Origin of the sequence: Cupriavidus phytorum (genome assembly GCF_003254285.1) — a bacterium.
Lineage (GTDB): Bacteria > Pseudomonadota > Gammaproteobacteria > Burkholderiales > Burkholderiaceae > Cupriavidus > Cupriavidus phytorum.
In genome coordinates this window covers 13,611-31,198 of the sequence record NZ_QKZN01000014.1, presented here as the reverse complement: position 1 = coordinate 31,198, position 17,588 = coordinate 13,611, and the positions used below count along the sequence as shown (strand labels likewise).

The window sequence follows — 17,588 nt, the reverse complement described above, 5'->3', positions numbered from 1 at the left end:
TCAATCCACGCAGTCTTTCAAAAGGAGTCGTCATGACCTACCCCATCCACGCCGCCGTCCTGGCGCCGCAAGGTGTGCTCGGCAATCTCGTCAGCGGTATCGGCAGCCTGCTGCCGTTCGCCGCGCAGCCGATGCTGGTGCCCCAGAGCGCGATGACCGACGCGGTCGCTCCGGCGGTGCGAGACGGCGTGCAGGCCGTGCTCACGCACTATGTGCACCCGGTGGTCGGCCATGTTGCCGGCGCCGCCGCCGGCGCCCTGGCCCAGCATCTGCCGTTCCCCGAGCCCGGGCATACCGGCCCGATCGGCAACGCGATCTCCACGCATGCACCGGGATTCATCCAGGCGGCCGGCACCGCCGCGGGCTATCCGACCGTCGCCATCCATGGCGCCAACATCGTTCGCGAAGGCGCGCGCTACCTGCCGTTCTCGGCCATGCCCGCGGTCACGCTGGCACCGCAGGGCGTGTTCGGCTCGCTGATCGGCGCCGTGGCGCCGACCCTGGGCCATGCCGTCGGCGGCCTGCTGGGCAATGCCAGCGTGGGCCAGCAGATCGGCACCGTGGCAGGCCACCTCGGCGGCCTGCTGCCGTTCTCGGCGCAACCCCAGGCTACGCTGGCCCCGCAGGGCGTGTTCGGCTCGCTGATCGGCGCGGTGGCGCCGACCCTGGGCCATGCCGTCGGCGGCCTGCTGGGCAATGCCAGCGTGGGCCAGCAGATCGGCACCGTGGCCGGCCACCTCGGCGGCCTGCTGCCGTTCTCGGCGCAGCCGCAAGTGGTCTATGCCTGAAGTCGCATGACGTCCCGGGCATGACCGTGGCGCCAGACGGCGCCGCCGCGGGCCGGCGTACGCGCCGGCCCGCCCGAATCGATGCGCGCGCCGCCTGGCGCCGCGGTGGAGATAGCAAATGGAACGAGACAAGAAAGGCGAGGCCACGCGCGCCGGCGCGGACCGTGCCACCACTACCGGTGCGGGCAACCGCGAGGCCGTGGCGCTGGACGCCGGCCGCAAGCAATACCTGATCGCGCCGCGGCGCCACGCACTGGCCCGGCAGGCGGGCGTGGCGCCGATGTCGGCCAGCGAACTGCACAGCACGGTGACGCAGCTGCCCGGCGTTGAAGTGGTGCATGTGGTCGAGGGCCACAAGAACACGCACCTGCATTCGGTACGGCCCGACGAGGCCGCCCACACCTATGTGGTCAAGCTCGATGCCGCGCACGCGCAGATGCTGCAGGCCACCGCGCCGCCGCACATGATCGTCGAGGAAGACCATCCGCTCGGCTATGGCCGCAAGGCCGAACTCGAGACCTCCGACCGGCTGCATCCGCAGTCGGCGTTCGACGGCCCGGTGTCGCGCGAAGTGCTGGTGCGGGTGCTGGGCACCGGCGACACGCCGCTGCCGGGCGTGGCGATCACGCTGGCGGGCGATGGCTTTCCGGCAACCGCCACCACCGACGCCAGCGGCGAAGCGACGCTGACGCTGGTGCAGCAGCAGCCCGGGCCGGCGCGCTCGCTGTTCGTGCGGCCGCTGAGCGGCTACTGGAACAAGTATTTGCTGTCGCCCAATGTGGTGTCGGGCCAGCCCAACGTGATACGCGTGACGCCGTTGTCGCAGCCGAATCCGGACGTGCCGCCGCACGGCCGCTTCGGCTGGGGCCAGCGGCTGATGGGGCTGGACCGGCTCACGCGCAGCTTCGGCGGCCGCGGTGTGCGCGTCGCGGTGGTCGATTCAGGCGCCGATGCCGCGCACCCGCTGCTGGCGCATATCCGCCATGGCATGGACCTGACCGGCACTGGCGACGATGCCGGCGACACCTGGCGCCTCGATACCATCGGCCACGGCTCGCACTGCGCCGGCGTGATCGGCGCGCGGCCGCAGCCGGGCGCGCCGGCATCCGCCAGTGCCGAGGCCCAGGCCACCATGCTCGGCTTCGCGCCAGAGGCGGAAATCCATGCGCTCAAGATCTTTCCGGGCGGGCAGTTCAGCACGCTGCTGCGCGCGCTCGACTACTGCATCGACCACGATGTCGACGTGGTCAACCTGAGCCTCGGCGCACCCCAGCCGTCGCAGGCGGTCGAGCAGAAGCTGATCGAGGCCGTGCACAGCGGCGTGGCCTGCATCGTCGCGGCCGGCAACTCGGGCGGGCCGGTGCAGTACCCGGCGGCGTCCGCGTCGGTGCTGGCGGTCTCGGCACTGGGCCTGCAGTGCGAACTGCCGCACGACGTGTGGGAACGTACCCAGGTGGTGCAGCATGCGGCCACGCGCGCCGGGCTGTTCGCGCCGACGTTCTCGTGTTTCGGCCCGCAGATAGCGGTGTGCGGCCCCGGCGTGGGCATCATCTCGACGGTGCCAGGCGCCGCCTTCATGCCTGACTCCGGCACTTCGATGGCCGCGCCGCATATCGCAGGGCTGGCCGCGCTGCTGTTGTCCGATCCGCAACTGGCGGCGTGGATGGGGCCGCGCGGACCGCGCCGTGTCGCGGCGCTGTTCCAGCTGATCCGCGCCATCAGTTCGCCGATCGTCGCGCACGACCCGGAGAACCGCTTCGGCGGCGGCCTGCCGCAGCTGCAGAACCTGCAGCGCCTGCTGGGCCGGTCGCAGTAAGACGCGCCTCCCGCCGCGCGGGCAACAACGCGGCCCGGGCCACCGGGCCGCCCTCTTCTTTCCATAGATCATGCGCACGCTCGATTTCACCGCCGCGCCGTTGCGGCGCGCCGCTGCCGCGGCCGTCGATACCGTCGCCGCACCGCCCCGGCTTGCCGCGGCGACGGCAGCGCCGTTGCCGCTCGATGGCCAGCTGCGCCGCGAATGCGAGGCCATGGCCAGCCATGCGCTGCGGCTCGGCATCGCGATGCCGGCCGGCTGGACCATGCTGATCGGCAGCGCTCACGAAGCGGCCGCGGCACCGTCGGCTTCGTCGCAGCCGCAAGCCGGGACGGGCCTTGCCGCGCAGCAGCTCGCGCAACTCCACCAGGAGCTGGCCCGCGCCATCACGCCCGCGACGCCGCAATGCATCACGCTGCTCGACGACGAACGCCGCCGCGCGCATCCGCTCGCCTGCCTGGGACCGGTGCCGCTGGTGCGCGCCTTGACCGGCACCGCGGTGTGCTGCCTGCTGGCGGTGGTGCTGACCGGCTTGCCGGCGGAGGTGTCGATGGACAACATGCGCGCCGGCATCCTGGCTTCGTCGGGCCGCACGCTGCTGTTCAACATGCTGTTCCTGCTGTTCTGCGCCGGGCTGGGGGCTTCGTTTGCCTCGCTGTTCCAGGTGCACGGCTACATCGCCAAGGGCACCTACGACCCCAAGTACGACGCCGCCTACGCCGCGCAACTGATCCTCGGCGTGATGTCGGGGCTGATCCTGGTCGAGATGCTGCCGCCGCAACTGTTCGACTCGGCCGGCATGCGCAGCTTCGGCAAGCCGGCCTTGTCGATGCTGGGCGGCTTCTCGGCGACCGCGGTGCACCGCCTGCTCCAGCGCATCGTCGAGATCGTCGAGACCGCGGTGCGCGGCAGCGCCCCGCGCGAGCCGCGCAAGGAGTAGCGCCATGCTGTTCCTCTACAGCCTGCCCAGCACCGGCATGGCCGCCATCGTGGTCTCGGCCATCGTCGCGGTGGTGCTGGCCGGCTATGCGGTGGCGCGCCGCTTCGCGCTGATCGAGCTCGATGCCGAGCAGCGCGCGATGGCGGTGTCGATGGTCTCGATCATCACCACCATCAACTCGCTGCTGGTCGCCTTTGCCGCGATCAACGTCTGGGACACCTACAACGCCGCCGACCGCACCGTCGCCGCCGAAGCCACCGCCGCGGGCGAACTCGCGCGCGACCTGGCCGCGTTCGACAGCAGCGCCGCCGATGCCGCCGCGGCGGCATTGCGCACCTACCTGGTGATGGTGGTCCATGAGGAATGGCCGCGCATGCAACGCTTGGGCAGGCCCGATGCGCACACCGAACAGCGCTTCGACCAGATGTTCGACCTGGCCAACCGGATCCGTCCGCTCGACAGCCGCCAGACCGTGCTGCTGGGGGAGGTGCTGATGCGCGTCAACGAGATGGTCAAGTACCGCCAGCAACGGATCCTGACGCTGCACGCGGCAATGCCGAACACCTTGTGGGGCGTGATCCTGATTGTCAGCGCCCTGTCGTTCGCGTTGCTGTACGTGCTGCCGGCAACGCCCTTCAACCTGGCGCTGATCACCGCGTGGGCCATCACCATCGGCCTGGCGTTCTTCTTCCTGCTCGCGGTCGACCGGCCCTTTGCCGGCGAGTTCAGCGTCAGCGCCGACCCGCTGCAGCACACCATCGACACCCTGGTGGCCAACGGCACGTGGCGGGAGTCGCAACCGGCGTCACAGCCGATGCCATATGCAGCGCCATAACGGCACGCCGCAACGGCCGCCATCACAACAAGGAGACACAAGATGCAGATGACCCCGGAACAATTCCGCGCAGCCACCGGACTGAGCGAGCCGCAATGCGAGCGCTGGTTCGCGCGCCTGTGCGAAGCGATGCAGGCGTACGACATCACCGGCGCGGCGCGCATGGCCGCGTTCCTGGCGCAGACCGGGCACGAGTCGCTCGGCTACCAGTTCACGCATGAGCTGTGGGGACCGACGCCGGCGCAGGCGCTGTACGAGCCGCCGTCGCGCAAGGCCATGGCGCTCGGCAACGTGCGGGCCGGCGACGGCAAGCGCTTCCGCGGCCGGGGGCTGATCCAGATCACCGGCCGCGCCAACTACGCGGCATGCGGGGCCGCGCTCGGCGCCGACCTGACCGCCACGCCCGAACTGCTGGAACAGGACATCTGGGCCGCGCGCTCGGCGGCATGGTGGTGGCGCACGCACGGCTGCAACGCACTCGCCGACAGCGGCGACTTCATCGCGCTGACGCGGCGCATCAACGGCGGCACCAACGGACTGGAAGACCGTCTGCGCCGCTGGAAGGTCGCCACCGCGGCGCTGGCTTGAAGCGGCACGGCACCATGAAAAAAAGGGGCTACGGCATTCACCGTAACCCCTTTTCACTGCATTGGTGGGCCTCCCGTGAGTCGAACACGGCACCAACGGATTATGAGTCCGCTGCTCTAACCAGGCATGAGCTAGAGGCCCTTGGAAGCGTTTAGTTGCCTTCCAGGAAACTCTTCAGCTTGTCCGAGCGGCTCGGGTGGCGCAGCTTGCGCAGCGCCTTGGCCTCGATCTGGCGGATCCGTTCACGCGTGACGTCGAACTGCTTGCCGACCTCTTCCAGCGTGTGGTCGGTGCTCATTTCGATGCCGAAGCGCATGCGCAGCACCTTGGCTTCGCGCGGCGTGAGCGAGTCCAGCACGTCCTTGACGACGTCGCGCATGGAGCCGTGCAGCGCCGCTTCGGCCGGGGCCAGCGTGTTGGTGTCCTCGATGAAGTCGCCCAGATGGGAGTCGTCGTCGTCACCGATCGGCGTTTCCATGGAGATCGGTTCCTTGGCGATCTTCATGATCTTGCGGATCTTGTCTTCCGGCATCTCCATCTTCTCGGCCAGCGTTGCCGGATCCGGCTCGTTGCCGGTTTCCTGCAGGATCTGGCGCGAGATGCGGTTCATCTTGTTGATGGTCTCGATCATGTGCACCGGGATGCGGATGGTGCGCGCCTGGTCGGCGATCGAGCGCGTGATGGCCTGGCGGATCCACCACGTGGCGTAGGTCGAGAACTTGTAGCCGCGACGGTATTCGAACTTGTCCACCGCCTTCATCAGGCCGATGTTGCCTTCCTGGATCAGGTCGAGGAACTGCAGGCCGCGGTTGGTGTACTTCTTGGCGATCGAGATCACCAGGCGCAGGTTGGCCTCGGTCATCTCGCGCTTGGCTTCGCGCGCGCGGCGCTCGCCTTCCGACATCTTGCGGTTGACGTCCTTCAGTTCCTTCAACGGCAGCACCACGCGCGCCTGCAGGTCGATCAGCTTCTGCTGCAGCTCGTGCACGGCCGGCACGTTGCGCTCGACGATGGTGCTGTAGCCCTTGCCGTCGGCGACCACGGTGTGGATCCACTCGAGGTTGGTCTCGTTGCCCGGGAAACGGGCGACGAAGTCCGAGCGCGGCATGCCGCACTTGTCGACCACGATGTTCAGGATGGCACGCTCGAGCTTGCGCACTTCGTCGACCTGGCCGCGCAGCGTGTCGCACAGGCGCTCGACGTTGCGGGCGGTGAAGCGGATGCCCATCAGCTCGGCCTGGATCGCTTCCTGCGCCTTGACGTAGGGCTTGGACTTGTAGCCTTCCTTCTCGAACGCGCGGCGCATCTTGTCGAACTGCTCGGCGATCACGCGGAATTTCTCCAGCGCGTTCTGCTTCAGCTCTTCCAGCTGGCGCGCGGACGCGCCGGCGCCGGCACCGCCTTCGTCGTCTTCGTCCTCGTCGCCTTCCTCGTCGTCGTCGGACTCGAGGTCCTCGTCATCGGCGGCGGCGGCCGGGGCCGACGGCGCTTCAGGGGTTTCGTCGGCGTTCGGGTCGATCAGGCCGTCGACGAACTCGTCGATCTTGATCTCGTCGTTGGCGACGCGCTCGGCATGGGCCAGGATCTCGGAGATGGTGACCGGGCACGCCGAGATCGCCATCACCATGTCCTTCAGGCCGGCCTCGATGCGCTTGGCGATCTCGATTTCGCCTTCACGCGTCAGCAGCTCGACCGTGCCCATCTCGCGCATGTACATGCGCACCGGGTCGGTGGTGCGGCCGAACTCGGAGTCGACCGTGGACAGGGCCGCCTCGGCCTCTTCCTCGGCTTCTTCCTCGCTGGTGGCGGACGGGGCGTTGTCGTTGAGCAGCAGCGTCTCGGCATCCGGCGCCTGTTCGTAGACGGCGATGCCGATGTCGTTCAGCGTGGCGACCAGCGTGTCGATCGTTTCCGAATCGACCATGTCGTCCGGCAGGTGATCGTTGATTTCCGCGTAGGTCAGGTAGCCGCGCGACTTGCCCAGCTTGATCAGCGCCTTGAGCTTCTGGCGACGCAGCTCGAGCTCTTCCTCGGTGCCTTGCTGGGTCGAGGCGAACTCCTTGAGCAGGGCCTTTTCCTTGGCCTTGCGGTCCTTGGCTTTCTGCTTTTCGGTCTTCGGCGCCGCCGGGGTTGCCGGCGCGCGCGTATCGTTCTCGTAAAACTCTTCAGTCACGTCGTCTGTTGTGCTGTCGTCGTGCTGCATCTCGGCCTTGGGCTTGCGGCCACGCTTTTTCGGCTCCGGCTTGATTGCCGGCGCAGCGGGACGCTCGGATGCAACGGATGCAGGTGTCGCGGCACGCGCCTTGGCGGCCGTCGCGGCCGCGCCTTGCTTGGCGCCTCCGCTCTTGGCGCCGGCGGCTGCCGCTCGCTTGCTCTCGACTTCGGTATTCTGCTGTTTCGCCACGGTGATACTCTTGCCTTTCACTGGTGCAGATGCTGCTGCAGATGCGGCGACCTTGCCGCTCGTACTGGCGCTCTTGCCGCTCTCGCGTGCCGAAGTCGAGGCCTTTGTCTTTTCGGATGTGCGGGTTCTGGTGGGAGTCGTCACGGCGGGCGCTTGCGCGCGGCGCACGGACTTTGATGGCGCAGACCGGGCTGGCGTCTTGACTGTCGCGGTCGATGTCTTCGCCGCCGTGGTTTTCACAGACGCCTTGCCGCTCCCTGATTGGGGAGCTTTAGAGGTAACCCTTTCGGTTGCTTTGGCCTTTGCCATTGGCACGCTCACTTTCACCAGAACTGGAGAGAAAGATTTCGCAATCCAAACCGGCTATTGTAGCACGCCACGCATAGCCGGCTCCCTGTCAGGTGAGGTTTTCACCTGAAAAATCAAGGCTTAAGCTCGGCGCGGCCGGGCCCGGTCCCTGATCCACTGCTTGTCCAACGCTTGTTGCCGCCTCCCGGTTGAAGGCCAGGGCGCCCGCCGGCGCCTCAGCCCAGTTGGCGCCGCCGGTGGATTTCGCCCACCAGCCAGCGCATGCGCTGCTTGGCCGCCTCGTCGGCCGTGCCGGCGACCACCTCCGCCTGCAGGCTGTCGAGTTCGCGCCGCAGCGGCTCGGCCAGCAGCTTGGTGATGGCCGCATCGAATTCCTGTGTTGCAGGTGCCTCTTCAATCTCTTCGCGCAATACAGCCGTGCGCGCCGCGGCATAGACCTCGGCATACGGGCTCTGGGCAAGGTGCTCGCTGAAGGCCGCGAAATTCACTTCGCCCTGGACGCCGTCGCATGCGCTGACCAGGTGCGCCAGCACTTCGCTGTCGCCGCCCTCGCCTTCCAGCAGCAACGCGCGGGCATCCTCGTCCAGCCGTGCCGACAGCGCCGGATAGCACATCAGCAACTGGATCACGCGCTGCTCCAGCCCGGTCGGGGCCTGGCGGCGCGCGCGCGGGCGCGGCTGGGCGAAGCGCCCGACCCGGGCCGGGTCGCTGCGCAGGCCGCAGATCGCCTCGATCTCTGCGGGTGTCGTACCAGTGGCATCGGCAAGTTCGCGCACGATCTGTAGCCGCAGCCCGCCGGCCGGCATCGCCTGCAGCAGCGGCTTGGCCTCGTACTGGGCGCGGGCGCGGCCCTCGGGCTGGCGCAGGTCCAGTTCCTCGGTGACCGATTGCAGCAGGAAGCGCGACAGCGGCATCGCATTGCGCACCTGCGCGGCGAAGGCCTCGGTGCCCTCTTCGCGCACATAGCTGTCGGGGTCGTGCTCGGCCGGCAGGAACAGGAAGCGGATGGTCTTGTTGTCGGCCACATGCGGCAGGCAGGCTTCGAGCGCCCGCCTGGCGGCGCGCCGGCCCGCCGAATCGCCGTCGAACGAGAACACCACCGCGTCGGTCTGGCGCAGCAGCTTCTGCACATGCACGGGTGTGCACGCCGTGCCCAGGGTGGCGACGGCGTTGGCAAAACCGAGCTGGGCCAGTGCCACGACGTCCATATACCCTTCGACCACCAGCACATAGCCGGTTTCCCGGATCGCATGGCGGGCCTCGAACAAGCCATACAGCTCGGTGCCCTTGCTGAACAGCGGGGTCTCGGGCGAGTTCAGGTACTTGGGCTCGCCCTGCCCCATGACACGGCCGCCGAAGCCGATCACCGCACCCTTGGTGTTGCGGATCGGGAACATGATGCGGTCGCGGAAGCGGTCGTAGCGCCGCGGCTTGCCGTCCGCATCGCGCTTGTCGCTTTCGATCAGCAGGCCGGCCTCGACCAGCGGCGCCGCCACGTTGTCGTCGCGATAGCTGCCGAACACCGCCTCCAGGCCCTGCCAGTCATCGGGCGCATAGCCAAGGCCGAACTGGCCGGCGATCTCGCCGGTCAGCCCCCGCCCCTTCAGGTACTGGATCGCCTGCGGGGCGCCGCGCAGCTGGCGGCGGTAGAAGTCGGTGGCGCGGGTCATGGCGTCGGACAGTGCCACCGAGCGCGCCTGCTGCTCGGCGCGCTGGCCGGGGGGCAGGCGGTCGCGCTCTTCGGGCACGGTCATGCCGACCGACTGGGCCAGCTCGCGCACCGCCTCGGGATAGGACTGGCCGGAAAACTCCATCAGGAACCCGATGGCCGAGCCATGCGCGCCGCAGCCGAAGCAGTGGTAGAACTGCTTGGTCGGCGACACCGTGAACGACGGGGATTTCTCGTTATGGAACGGGCACAGGCCCATGAAATTGGCGCCGCCCTTCTTCAGCTGCACATACTTGCCCACCACATCGACAATGTCGACACGGTTGAGCAGGTCCTGAATAAAGGATTGCGGAATCACCCGACTGACCGTCCTGAGGCTTGGCCGTCCCACGGCGGGCGGCCCTTTTTGGAATGCGTGACCGGTGCGGCGCCCGGCTGCTATCGGAATATTGTAGTGCAGCGCGGAACGGCTGCCCGGATTGCTTCACATCTGCGCGCAACGCCTGTTATTCAACAAGATCTTGCGCGCATCGCGCTTACAACCAATTAAATCAGTATTTACTTTGGTGCAAGCGCCGCCTTGACCAGGGCCGATACGGCGGTCATGTCGGCACGGCCGGCCAGCTTGCCCTTGAGCACGCCCATGACCTTGCCCATATCCTGCGGACCGGCGGCGCCGGTGGCGGCTACGGCCTGCTGCACCTCGGCGGCCACTTCCGCATCCGACAGAGCGGCGGGCATATAGACCTTCAGCACGTCGACCTCGGCCAGTTCCTTGTCGGCGAGGTCATTGCGGCCGGCCTGCTGGAACTGCGCGATCGAGTCCTTGCGCTGCTTGATCAGCTTTTCGACCACGGCCAGCACGGCGCTGTCGTCCAGTTCCACGCGCTCGTCGACTTCGCGCTGCTTGATCGCCGCCAGCAGCAGGCGGATGGTGCCAAGGCGCTCGGTCTCGCGGGCGCGCATGGCGGTCTTCATGTCTTCGCTGATACGGGCTTTGAGGGACATCGTGATCTTCCAGAAAGTGGGCGGGCACTTACACATGACGGCGGATGCCGCTGCTGCAAGGCCCATAACGCAAAAACCCGCCGAGCATACGCCACAGCGGGTCAGGGGCAAGCGCGAAGCCGGTGTCAGTACAGCTTCTTCGGCAGCATCTGGCTGCGGATGCGCTTGTAATGGCGCTTCTCTGCGGCAGCCTTCTTGCGCTTGCGCGCGGCGGTGGGTTTTTCGTAAAACTCTTGGGCCCGCAGTTCCGGCAGCAGGCCGTTCTTCTCGATGGTGCGCTTGAAACGGCGCAGGGCAACTTCAAAAGGCTCGTTTTCCTTGAGGCGGATCGTAGTCATTTGGCCGGAAAATGAAAGTATTTTCGGGATGGCGGCGTTACGAAGTTCTGGATTGTAGCACCAACAATCCGGCGCGGAAGTGGCGTGCTACGGACATGCTGGATGTGATTCCGGCGCCCTAAAGACAGACTGGCTCAGGCTGCCGATTGCCCCGCCCGGGCCTGCCGTGCCGCCTCGGCCGCGGCCTGCCCCGCCGCCACTGCGGAGGCCCAGGCCCACTGGAAGTTGTAGCCTCCGAGCCAGCCGGTCACGTCGACCACTTCGCCGATGAAATACAGGCCCGGCACGTCGCGCGCCATCATGGTGGACGACGACAGTCCCCGGGTGTCGACCCCGCCCAGCGTAACCTCGGCCTTGCGATAGCCCTCGGTACCGGACGGCACGATGCGCCAGTCGTTGAGCGCCGCGCCGAGCTTGCGCAGCGCCTTGTCGGTCACGTCGTGCAGCGGCATCGTCGCCGCAACGCCCGCGGCCGCGCACCATGCGTCGGCCAGCCGCGACGGCAGCCGTTGCGCCAGCAGGTTGCCCAGGTGCTTGCGGCTGCCGGCCTTCTGCTCCAGCAGCCACTCGGCGGCGTCCTCGCCATCGAACAGGTCGATCGCGACCGGCGTGCCGGGATGCCAGTAGCTGGAGATCTGCAGCACCGCCGGGCCCGACAGGCCGCGGTGCGTCCACAGCAGGTCCTCGCGGAACGCACCCGCGGCCTTGCCATTGCCGGTGGCGATATCGACTTCCAGCGACACTCCCGCCAGCGGCACGAACGGCGCCCAGTCCTTGCCGTCGAAGGTCAAGGGCACCAGCGCCGGCCGGGTCTCGACGATGCCCAGCCCGAACTGCCGGGCAATGCGATAGCCGAAGTCGGTGGCGCCGATCTTGGGGATCGACAGGCCGCCGGTGGCCACTACCAGCGCCCCGGCGCGCACCGTGCCCGCGGCGGTGAGCAGCAGGAAATCGTCGCCCTCGCGCCGGATTTCCGCGACCGCGCAGCCGGTCTGCCAGCGCACCTGTCCCGCGTCGCATTCGGCGCGCAGCATCGCGATCACGTCTTCGGCGCTGTCGTTGCAGAACAGCTGGCCGCGGTGCTTCTCGTGCCAGGCGATGCCATGGCGGCGCATCAGCGCCAGGAAATCCTGCGGCGTGTAGCGGGCCAGAGCCGAGCGGCAGAAGTGCGGATTGGACGACAGGTAATTGGCGGGCCCGGCCTGCAGGTTGGTGAAATTGCAGCGGCCGCCGCCCGAGATGCGGATCTTCTCGGCGAGCCGGGTGGCATGGTCGATCAGCACCACGCGCGCGCCGTTCTGCCCCGCCACCGCGGCGCACATCATGCCCGCGGCGCCGGCGCCCAGTACGGCCACGTCATACCGGCCGGTCCGGGCCTGGGCTGCCCCGCTCATTGCACGCCTCGCGAATCCATGTGTCTTGCCACCGCCTGAGAAAGGGCAGATTGTAGCGAAAAGCGCGCCGCGCGCTGCTGTGCTACCCTGCGCGCTTCCCGCAAACCCTTGTTCCGACGGCTGTTTCCCTGACCGGAGACGGCGTCATGCTCCCATGCTTGTCCTTGGCATCGAATCTTCCTGCGACGAAACCGGCCTCGCCCTCTATGACACCGGCGCCGGCCTGCTCGCGCATGCGCTGCACTCGCAGATCGCCATGCACCGCGACTACGGCGGCGTGGTTCCCGAGCTGGCCTCACGCGACCATATCCGCCGCGTGCTGCCGCTGCTGGAGCAGGTGCTGGCCGACGCCGGCCGCACTCGCCAGGACATCGACGCCATTGCCTTCACCCAGGGCCCGGGGCTGGCCGGCGCGCTGCTGGTCGGTGCCTCGGTGGCCAATGCGCTGGGCTTCGCGCTGAACGTGCCGATGGTGGGCGTGCACCACCTGGAAGGCCACCTGCTGTCGCCGCTGCTGACGCGCGAGCCGCCGCCGTTCCCGTTCGTGGCGCTGCTGGTGTCGGGCGGGCATACGCAGCTGATGGAAGTGCGCGGCATCGGCGACTACGCGCTGCTCGGCGAAACCCTCGACGATGCCGCCGGCGAAGCCTTCGACAAGACCGCCAAGCTGCTCGGCCTGGGCTATCCGGGCGGGCCGGAAGTGTCGCGCCTGGCCGAGTTCGGCGTACCCGGCGCGTTCGAGCTGCCGCGGCCGATGCTGCATTCGGGCAACCTGGATTTTTCCTTCGCCGGCCTGAAGACCGCGGTGCTGACGCAAACCCGCAAGCTGGCCAATACCTGCGAGCAGGACCGCGCCAATCTTGCGCGCGCCTTTGTCGATGCGATCGTCGACGTGCTGGCGGCCAAGTCGATGGCTGCGCTCAAGCAGACCGGCCACAAGCGGCTGGTGGTGGCCGGCGGCGTCGGCGCCAACCGGCAGCTGCGCGAGCGGCTGGACCAGCTCGGCAGGCAGCGCAAGCTGGAAGTCTATTACCCCGACCTGGCGTTCTGCACCGACAACGGCGCGATGATCGCGTTTGCGGGCGCGATGCGGCTGCAGGCCGCTCCCGAACTGGCGCGGCGTGAATACGGTTATGGCGTGACGCCGCGCTGGGACCTGGCGGATATCCGGTTGCCATCGGCGGCCTGACCGTCGACATACCCAAACGCATCCAAGAAAAAAAGCCACCGAACTCTGGTGGCTTTTTTTCATGACAGCGACGGACCCAATCACCCGACGCGCTTGTCCCGCTCGATCACCGCATACGCGCTGTGGTTGTGGATCGACTCGAAGTTCTCCGCCTCCAGCACATAGGCCACGATGCGCTCATCCGCATTCAGCCGCATGGCGATGTCGCGCACCAGGTCCTCGACGAACTTGGGGTTCTCGTAGGCACGCTCGGTGACGAACTTTTCGTCGGGCCGCTTGAGCAGCCCCCACAGTTCGCACGACGCCTCTTCCTCGGCCATGCGCACCAGCGCTTCGACCGGCAGCTCGCCGGCCAGCTCGACGTTCATGGTGATATGCGAGCGCTGGTTGTGCGCGCCGTACTGCGAGATCTTCTTCGAGCACGGGCACAGGCTGGTCACCGGCACCAGCGCCTTCAGGAACACCCGCGTGGCGCCGTTGCGCACCTCGCCGGTCAGCGTGACCTCGTAGTCCAGCAGCGACTCCACGCCGGACACCGGCGCGATCTTGCTGATGAAGTACGGGAACGTGACCTCGATGCGGCCGGCCTCGGCTTCGAGCTTCTCCAGCATCTTGTCCAGCATCAGCCGGAAGCTGGCCAGCTCCAGCGGCGCGCGCTCTTCCTCCAGCAGCGCGACGAAGCGCGACATATGCGTGCCCTTCTGCTCGGCGGGCAGGTGCACGTCGAGGTTGAAAGTGCCGACGGTCGGCACGATGCCGGCCGGGGTCTTCAGGGTCACGGGATAGCGCACGCCCTTCACGCCGACACGCTGGATCGGGATCTGGCGGGTGTCGGGGCTCGACTGGACGTCGGGCATCACGAAGGCGGGGTTGATGTCATTCATCTACGGTTTCCTCCAGGGTTGCGCCAGGCAAGCGCAAGCCCTTACGGTCGCGGCATTTTCGCAGTCCCTCCATGCCGCGCAACGAGTGTGAAACCACGGGACCCGGCACTGGCGTGCCGACCCGCAGCTGCGAACACAAAAAACGGAGTGTAAGGGAATTCGGACGCACCCGTGGTGCGGCGGCCCGAATCCCCTTGGGGATGGCAGGTGATCAGGCCACGCGCGAGGCGACCGTGACCTGGGGCTGGTCGAGCCCGAAACGCTCGCGCACCGAGCGCTCGATGCCGGCCGCGTCGAGGCCGCATTGCTGCAGCAGGAAGGCCGGGTCGCCATGGTCGACGAAGCGGTCGGGCAGGCCCAGCGTCAGCACCGGCTTGTCGATGCCGGCCTCGGCCAGCGCTTCGAGCACGGCGCTGCCGGCACCGCCCATCACGCTGCCCTCTTCCACCGTCATCAGGTAGTCGTGGTCGGCGGCCAGGCGCCTGACCAGCGCCACGTCGAGCGGCTTGACGAAGCGCATGTCCGCCACCGTGGCGTCCAGCGCCTCTGCCGCGCCCAGCGCCGGCTGCACCATCGAGCCGAATGCCAGCAAGCCGACGCGATGTCCGGCGCGCGCGCCGCCCTCGCGGCGCACCACGCCCTTGCCCACCGGCACCGGCGCCAGGTCGGCGGCGATCGCCGCGCCCGGGCCGGAGCCGCGCGGATAGCGCACCGCGCTCGGGCAGTCCTGCTGGAACGCCGTGGTCAGCAACTGGCGGCACTCGTTCTCGTCGGACGGCGTCATCACCATCATGTTGGGGATGCAGCGCAGGTAGGCGATATCGTAGGCGCCCGCGTGGGTCGCGCCGTCGGCGCCGACCAGGCCGGCGCGGTCCAGTGCGAACACCACCGGCAGGTTCTGCAGCGCCACGTCGTGGATCAGCTGGTCGTAGCCGCGCTGCAGGAAGGTCGAGTAGATCGCCACCACCGGCTTCAGGCCCTCGCACGCCAGCCCGCCGGCGAAGGTGACCGCATGCTGCTCGGCGATGCCGACGTCGTAGTAGCGCTCGGGGAAGCGCTTCTCGAACTCGACCATGCCCGAGCCCTCGCGCATCGCGGGGGTGATGCCGACGAGGCGCTTGTCGGCCGCGGCCATGTCGCACAGCCAGTCGCCGAACACCTGGGTGTAGGTCTTGCGCGCGGGCTTGGCGGCCGGGCGGATGCCTTCGGCCGGATTGAACTTGCCGGGGCCGTGGTAGAGGATGGGGTCGGCCTCGGCCAGCTTGTAGCCCTGGCCCTTCTTGGTGACCACGTGCAGGAACTGCGGGCCGCCGCCTTCGAGCGCGCGCTCGCGGATGTTCTGCAGCGTCGGCACCAGCGAATTCAGGTCGTGGCCGTCGATCGGGCCGATGTAGTTGAAGCCGAATTCCTCGAACAGCGTGGCCGGCACCATCATGCCCTTGGCGTGTTCCTCGAAGCGCTTGGCGAACTCCAGCACCGGCGGCGCCACCGACAGCACCTTCTCGATGCCCTTCTTGGTGGCGGCATAGAACTGGCCGCTCAGCAGCCGTGCCAGGTGGCGGTTGAGCGCGCCCACCGGCGGCGAGATCGACATGTCGTTGTCGTTGAGCACCACCACCAGCGGCAGGTCCTTGTAGACGCCGGCGTTGTTGAGCGCCTCGAAGGCCATGCCGGCGGTCATCGCGCCGTCGCCGATCACCGCCACCGAGACGCGCTTCTGGCCCAGCGTGCGAGCGCCCAGCGCCATGCCCAGCGCGGCCGAGATCGAGGTCGACGAATGCGCGGTGCCGAAGGTGTCGTATTCGCTCTCGCTGCGGCGCGGGAAGCCCGAGATGCCGCCCCACTGGCGCAGCGTGCGCATGCGCTCGCGGCGCCCGGTCAGGATCTTGTGCGGATAGCTCTGGTGGCCCACGTCCCACACCAGCCGGTCGTCCGGGGTGTTGAAGACATAGTGCAGGGCGATGGTCAGTTCGACCGTGCCCAGGTTGGACGACAGGTGGCCGCCGGTCTGCGAGACCGACTCCAGCACGTAGGCGCGCAGTTCGTCGGCCAGGGTCTGGAGCTCGCGCCGGTCGAGCTTGCGCAGGTCCGCGGGGGCGTCAATCTTGTTGAGGAGTGCGTAGGTCATGATGTCCGTTCGGCCGGCTCTAGTTTAATGCGTGCGCAGCACGATCAGGTCCGCGAGGTCGCGCAGGCGCGCGGCGCGCTCGCCGAAGCCGGCCAGCGCCTCGTACGCCTCGGCGCGCAGCGATCCGGCCAGTTCGCGGGCCGCGTCCAGCCCCAGCAGCGACACGTAGGTCGGCTTGTCGTGGGCGGCGTCCTTGCCGGCGGTCTTGCCAAGCGTCGCGGTATCCGCGGTGACGTCCAGAATATCGTCTACCACCTGGAACGCCAATCCCACCGCCGCCGCGTAGCGGTCCAGCGCGGCCAGGCCCTGAGCATCGATCTCGCCACACAGCGCGCCCATGCGCACGCTGGCGCGCAGCAGCGCGCCGGTCTTCATGCGGTGCATGGCTTCGAGCGCGTCGCGCGTCATGGCGCGGCCCACGTTCTGCAGGTCGATCGCCTGGCCGCCGGCCATGCCGGCCGAGCCCGACGCCCGCGCCAGCTCCGCCACCAGCTGCAGCCGCACCGCGGGCGCGATCGGCCCGGCCTCCGCCAGCACGATGAAGGCCTGGGTCTGCAGCGCATCGCCGACCAGCAGCGCGGTGGCCTCGTCATAGGCCTTGTGCACGGTCGGGCGGCCGCGGCGCAGGTCGTCGTCGTCCATGCACGGCATGTCGTCGTGGACCAGCGAATAGGCGTGGATCATCTCCACCGCGCAGGCGGCCGCGTCGCAGGCCGCCGGCGCCGCGCCACTGACTTCGCCGGCGGCATGGACCAGCAGCGGGCGCACGCGCTTGCCGCCACCCAGCGCAGCATAGCGCATCGCTTCATGCAGCGTATGCGGCACCGTGCCGGCGTCGGGCAGCGCGGCCTGCAGCGCGGCCTCGGTGCGCACGCCCTGCGCCTGCATCCATTGTGCGAAGTCGCTCATGCCTCGTCCGTCTCCTGTGCGCCATTGGCACCGTTGCCTTCGCCCGCCAGCGGCCTGAGCGCGTCGCCCTCCAGTACCCGCACCTGCTGTTCGACCCGCTCCAGCTTTTGCTGGCAGTAGCGCACCAGCTCGGCACCGCGGCGGTACGCCGCCAGCGAGGCCTCGAGCGGCAGCTCGCCGCTTTCCATGCTGGCCACCAGCGTCTCCAGTTCGGCCATCGCCGCCTCGTAGGAGGCAGGCGGCGCCGAGGCGGCGTCGGCGGTGTTGTCGGTCTGGACCGCAGCGGTCGTGGTTTTTGGCATATCAGGCCCTGGAAGCTGGAACCGGGGAAACCCGGATGGGGAAGCCCGGATTTTACGCCAAAGCGCGGGCCTGCCCCCATCTTGCCG

General features: G+C 68.3%; 16 protein-coding genes and 1 tRNA gene. 7 read left to right on the top strand and 10 right to left on the bottom strand.

What is annotated here, in order from left to right; all coding sequences use genetic code 11:
- Positions 1-32 precede the first annotated feature (32 nt).
- From C7416_RS25095 to C7416_RS25075, 5 genes are all read left to right on the top strand, one after another.
- Positions 33-788, top strand: a complete 756-nt coding sequence (locus C7416_RS25095) for a hypothetical protein (protein WP_111521391.1) — start codon at positions 33-35, stop codon at positions 786-788.
- Between the two features lie 118 nt (positions 789-906).
- Positions 907-2,604: a S8 family serine peptidase gene (locus C7416_RS25090; RefSeq protein ID WP_111521390.1), complete on the top strand. Its 1,698-nt coding sequence runs from the start codon at positions 907-909 to the stop codon at positions 2,602-2,604.
- A 70-nt stretch (positions 2,605-2,674) separates the two neighbouring features.
- On the top strand, positions 2,675-3,544 hold the full coding sequence (locus tag C7416_RS25085; RefSeq protein ID WP_240988179.1) for a hypothetical protein: 870 nt from the start codon (positions 2,675-2,677) through the stop codon (positions 3,542-3,544).
- A 4-nt stretch (positions 3,545-3,548) separates the two neighbouring features.
- Positions 3,549-4,379 (top strand): bestrophin-like domain, encoded by an 831-nt coding sequence (locus C7416_RS25080; RefSeq protein ID WP_111521389.1) that lies wholly within the window; start codon positions 3,549-3,551, stop codon positions 4,377-4,379.
- A gap of 48 nt (positions 4,380-4,427) precedes the next feature.
- Positions 4,428-4,967 (top strand): glycoside hydrolase family 19 protein, encoded by a 540-nt coding sequence (locus tag C7416_RS25075; RefSeq protein ID WP_111521457.1) that lies wholly within the window; start codon positions 4,428-4,430, stop codon positions 4,965-4,967.
- A 62-nt stretch (positions 4,968-5,029) separates the two neighbouring features.
- On the opposite strand, the gene C7416_RS25070 is transcribed toward C7416_RS25075, so the two are convergent.
- Together C7416_RS25070 and rpoD are read right to left on the bottom strand one after the other, a co-directional pair.
- Positions 5,030-5,108, bottom strand: a tRNA-Ile gene (locus C7416_RS25070).
- A gap of 10 nt (positions 5,109-5,118) precedes the next feature.
- A complete protein-coding gene (rpoD, locus tag C7416_RS25065) occupies positions 5,119-7,392 on the bottom strand; it encodes an RNA polymerase sigma factor RpoD (protein ID WP_181461314.1) in 2,274 nt (757 codons plus the stop codon).
- On the opposite strand from rpoD, the gene C7416_RS29210 reads away from it, so the two are divergent.
- Positions 7,382-7,789, top strand: coding sequence for a hypothetical protein (locus C7416_RS29210; RefSeq protein WP_231909593.1), 408 nt, complete (start codon positions 7,382-7,384; stop codon positions 7,787-7,789). The two genes, rpoD and C7416_RS29210, sit on opposite strands and share 11 nt — an antisense overlap.
- A gap of 106 nt (positions 7,790-7,895) precedes the next feature.
- Here the strand turns inward: C7416_RS29210 and dnaG are convergent, their stop codons facing one another.
- The 4 genes from dnaG to C7416_RS25045 form a co-directional block, all read right to left on the bottom strand.
- The gene (gene dnaG / locus C7416_RS25060) at positions 7,896-9,707 is read right to left on the bottom strand and encodes a DNA primase (RefSeq protein WP_062801286.1); all 1,812 of its coding nucleotides are present in this window, start codon (positions 9,705-9,707) and stop codon (positions 7,896-7,898) included.
- A gap of 200 nt (positions 9,708-9,907) precedes the next feature.
- Positions 9,908-10,357, bottom strand: a complete 450-nt coding sequence (locus C7416_RS25055; protein ID WP_111521387.1) for a GatB/YqeY domain-containing protein — start codon at positions 10,355-10,357, stop codon at positions 9,908-9,910.
- A 125-nt stretch (positions 10,358-10,482) separates the two neighbouring features.
- Complete coding sequence (gene rpsU / locus C7416_RS25050) at positions 10,483-10,695, bottom strand: 30S ribosomal protein S21 (protein WP_111521386.1); 213 nt, start codon at positions 10,693-10,695, stop codon at positions 10,483-10,485.
- Between the two features lie 134 nt (positions 10,696-10,829).
- The gene (locus C7416_RS25045; RefSeq protein WP_111521385.1) at positions 10,830-12,089 is read right to left on the bottom strand and encodes a BaiN/RdsA family NAD(P)/FAD-dependent oxidoreductase; all 1,260 of its coding nucleotides are present in this window, start codon (positions 12,087-12,089) and stop codon (positions 10,830-10,832) included.
- A gap of 154 nt (positions 12,090-12,243) precedes the next feature.
- On the opposite strand from C7416_RS25045, the gene tsaD reads away from it, so the two are divergent.
- Positions 12,244-13,278 (top strand): tRNA (adenosine(37)-N6)-threonylcarbamoyltransferase complex transferase subunit TsaD, encoded by a 1,035-nt coding sequence (gene tsaD, locus C7416_RS25040; protein ID WP_111521384.1) that lies wholly within the window; start codon positions 12,244-12,246, stop codon positions 13,276-13,278.
- A gap of 80 nt (positions 13,279-13,358) precedes the next feature.
- Here tsaD and folE2 read toward each other — a convergent pair whose 3' ends face one another.
- The 4 genes from folE2 to C7416_RS25020 all read right to left on the bottom strand — a co-directional run bounded on the left by folE2 (position 13,359) and on the right by C7416_RS25020 (position 17,501).
- Entirely contained in the window at positions 13,359-14,162 is an 804-nt protein-coding gene (gene folE2, locus C7416_RS25035) for a GTP cyclohydrolase FolE2 (RefSeq protein WP_111521383.1), read from the bottom strand.
- Positions 14,163-14,373: 211 nt separating this feature from the next.
- Positions 14,374-16,290, bottom strand: coding sequence for a 1-deoxy-D-xylulose-5-phosphate synthase (dxs, locus tag C7416_RS25030; protein ID WP_111521382.1), 1,917 nt, complete (start codon positions 16,288-16,290; stop codon positions 14,374-14,376).
- 24 nt (positions 16,291-16,314) lie between these two features.
- Positions 16,315-17,199, bottom strand: coding sequence for a polyprenyl synthetase family protein (locus tag C7416_RS25025; RefSeq protein ID WP_092307059.1), 885 nt, complete (start codon positions 17,197-17,199; stop codon positions 16,315-16,317).
- Positions 17,196-17,501 (bottom strand): exodeoxyribonuclease VII small subunit, encoded by a 306-nt coding sequence (locus C7416_RS25020; RefSeq protein ID WP_111521381.1) that lies wholly within the window; start codon positions 17,499-17,501, stop codon positions 17,196-17,198. The genes C7416_RS25025 and C7416_RS25020 overlap by 4 nt, the downstream gene beginning before the upstream one ends.
- Positions 17,502-17,588: the final 87 nt, after the last annotated feature.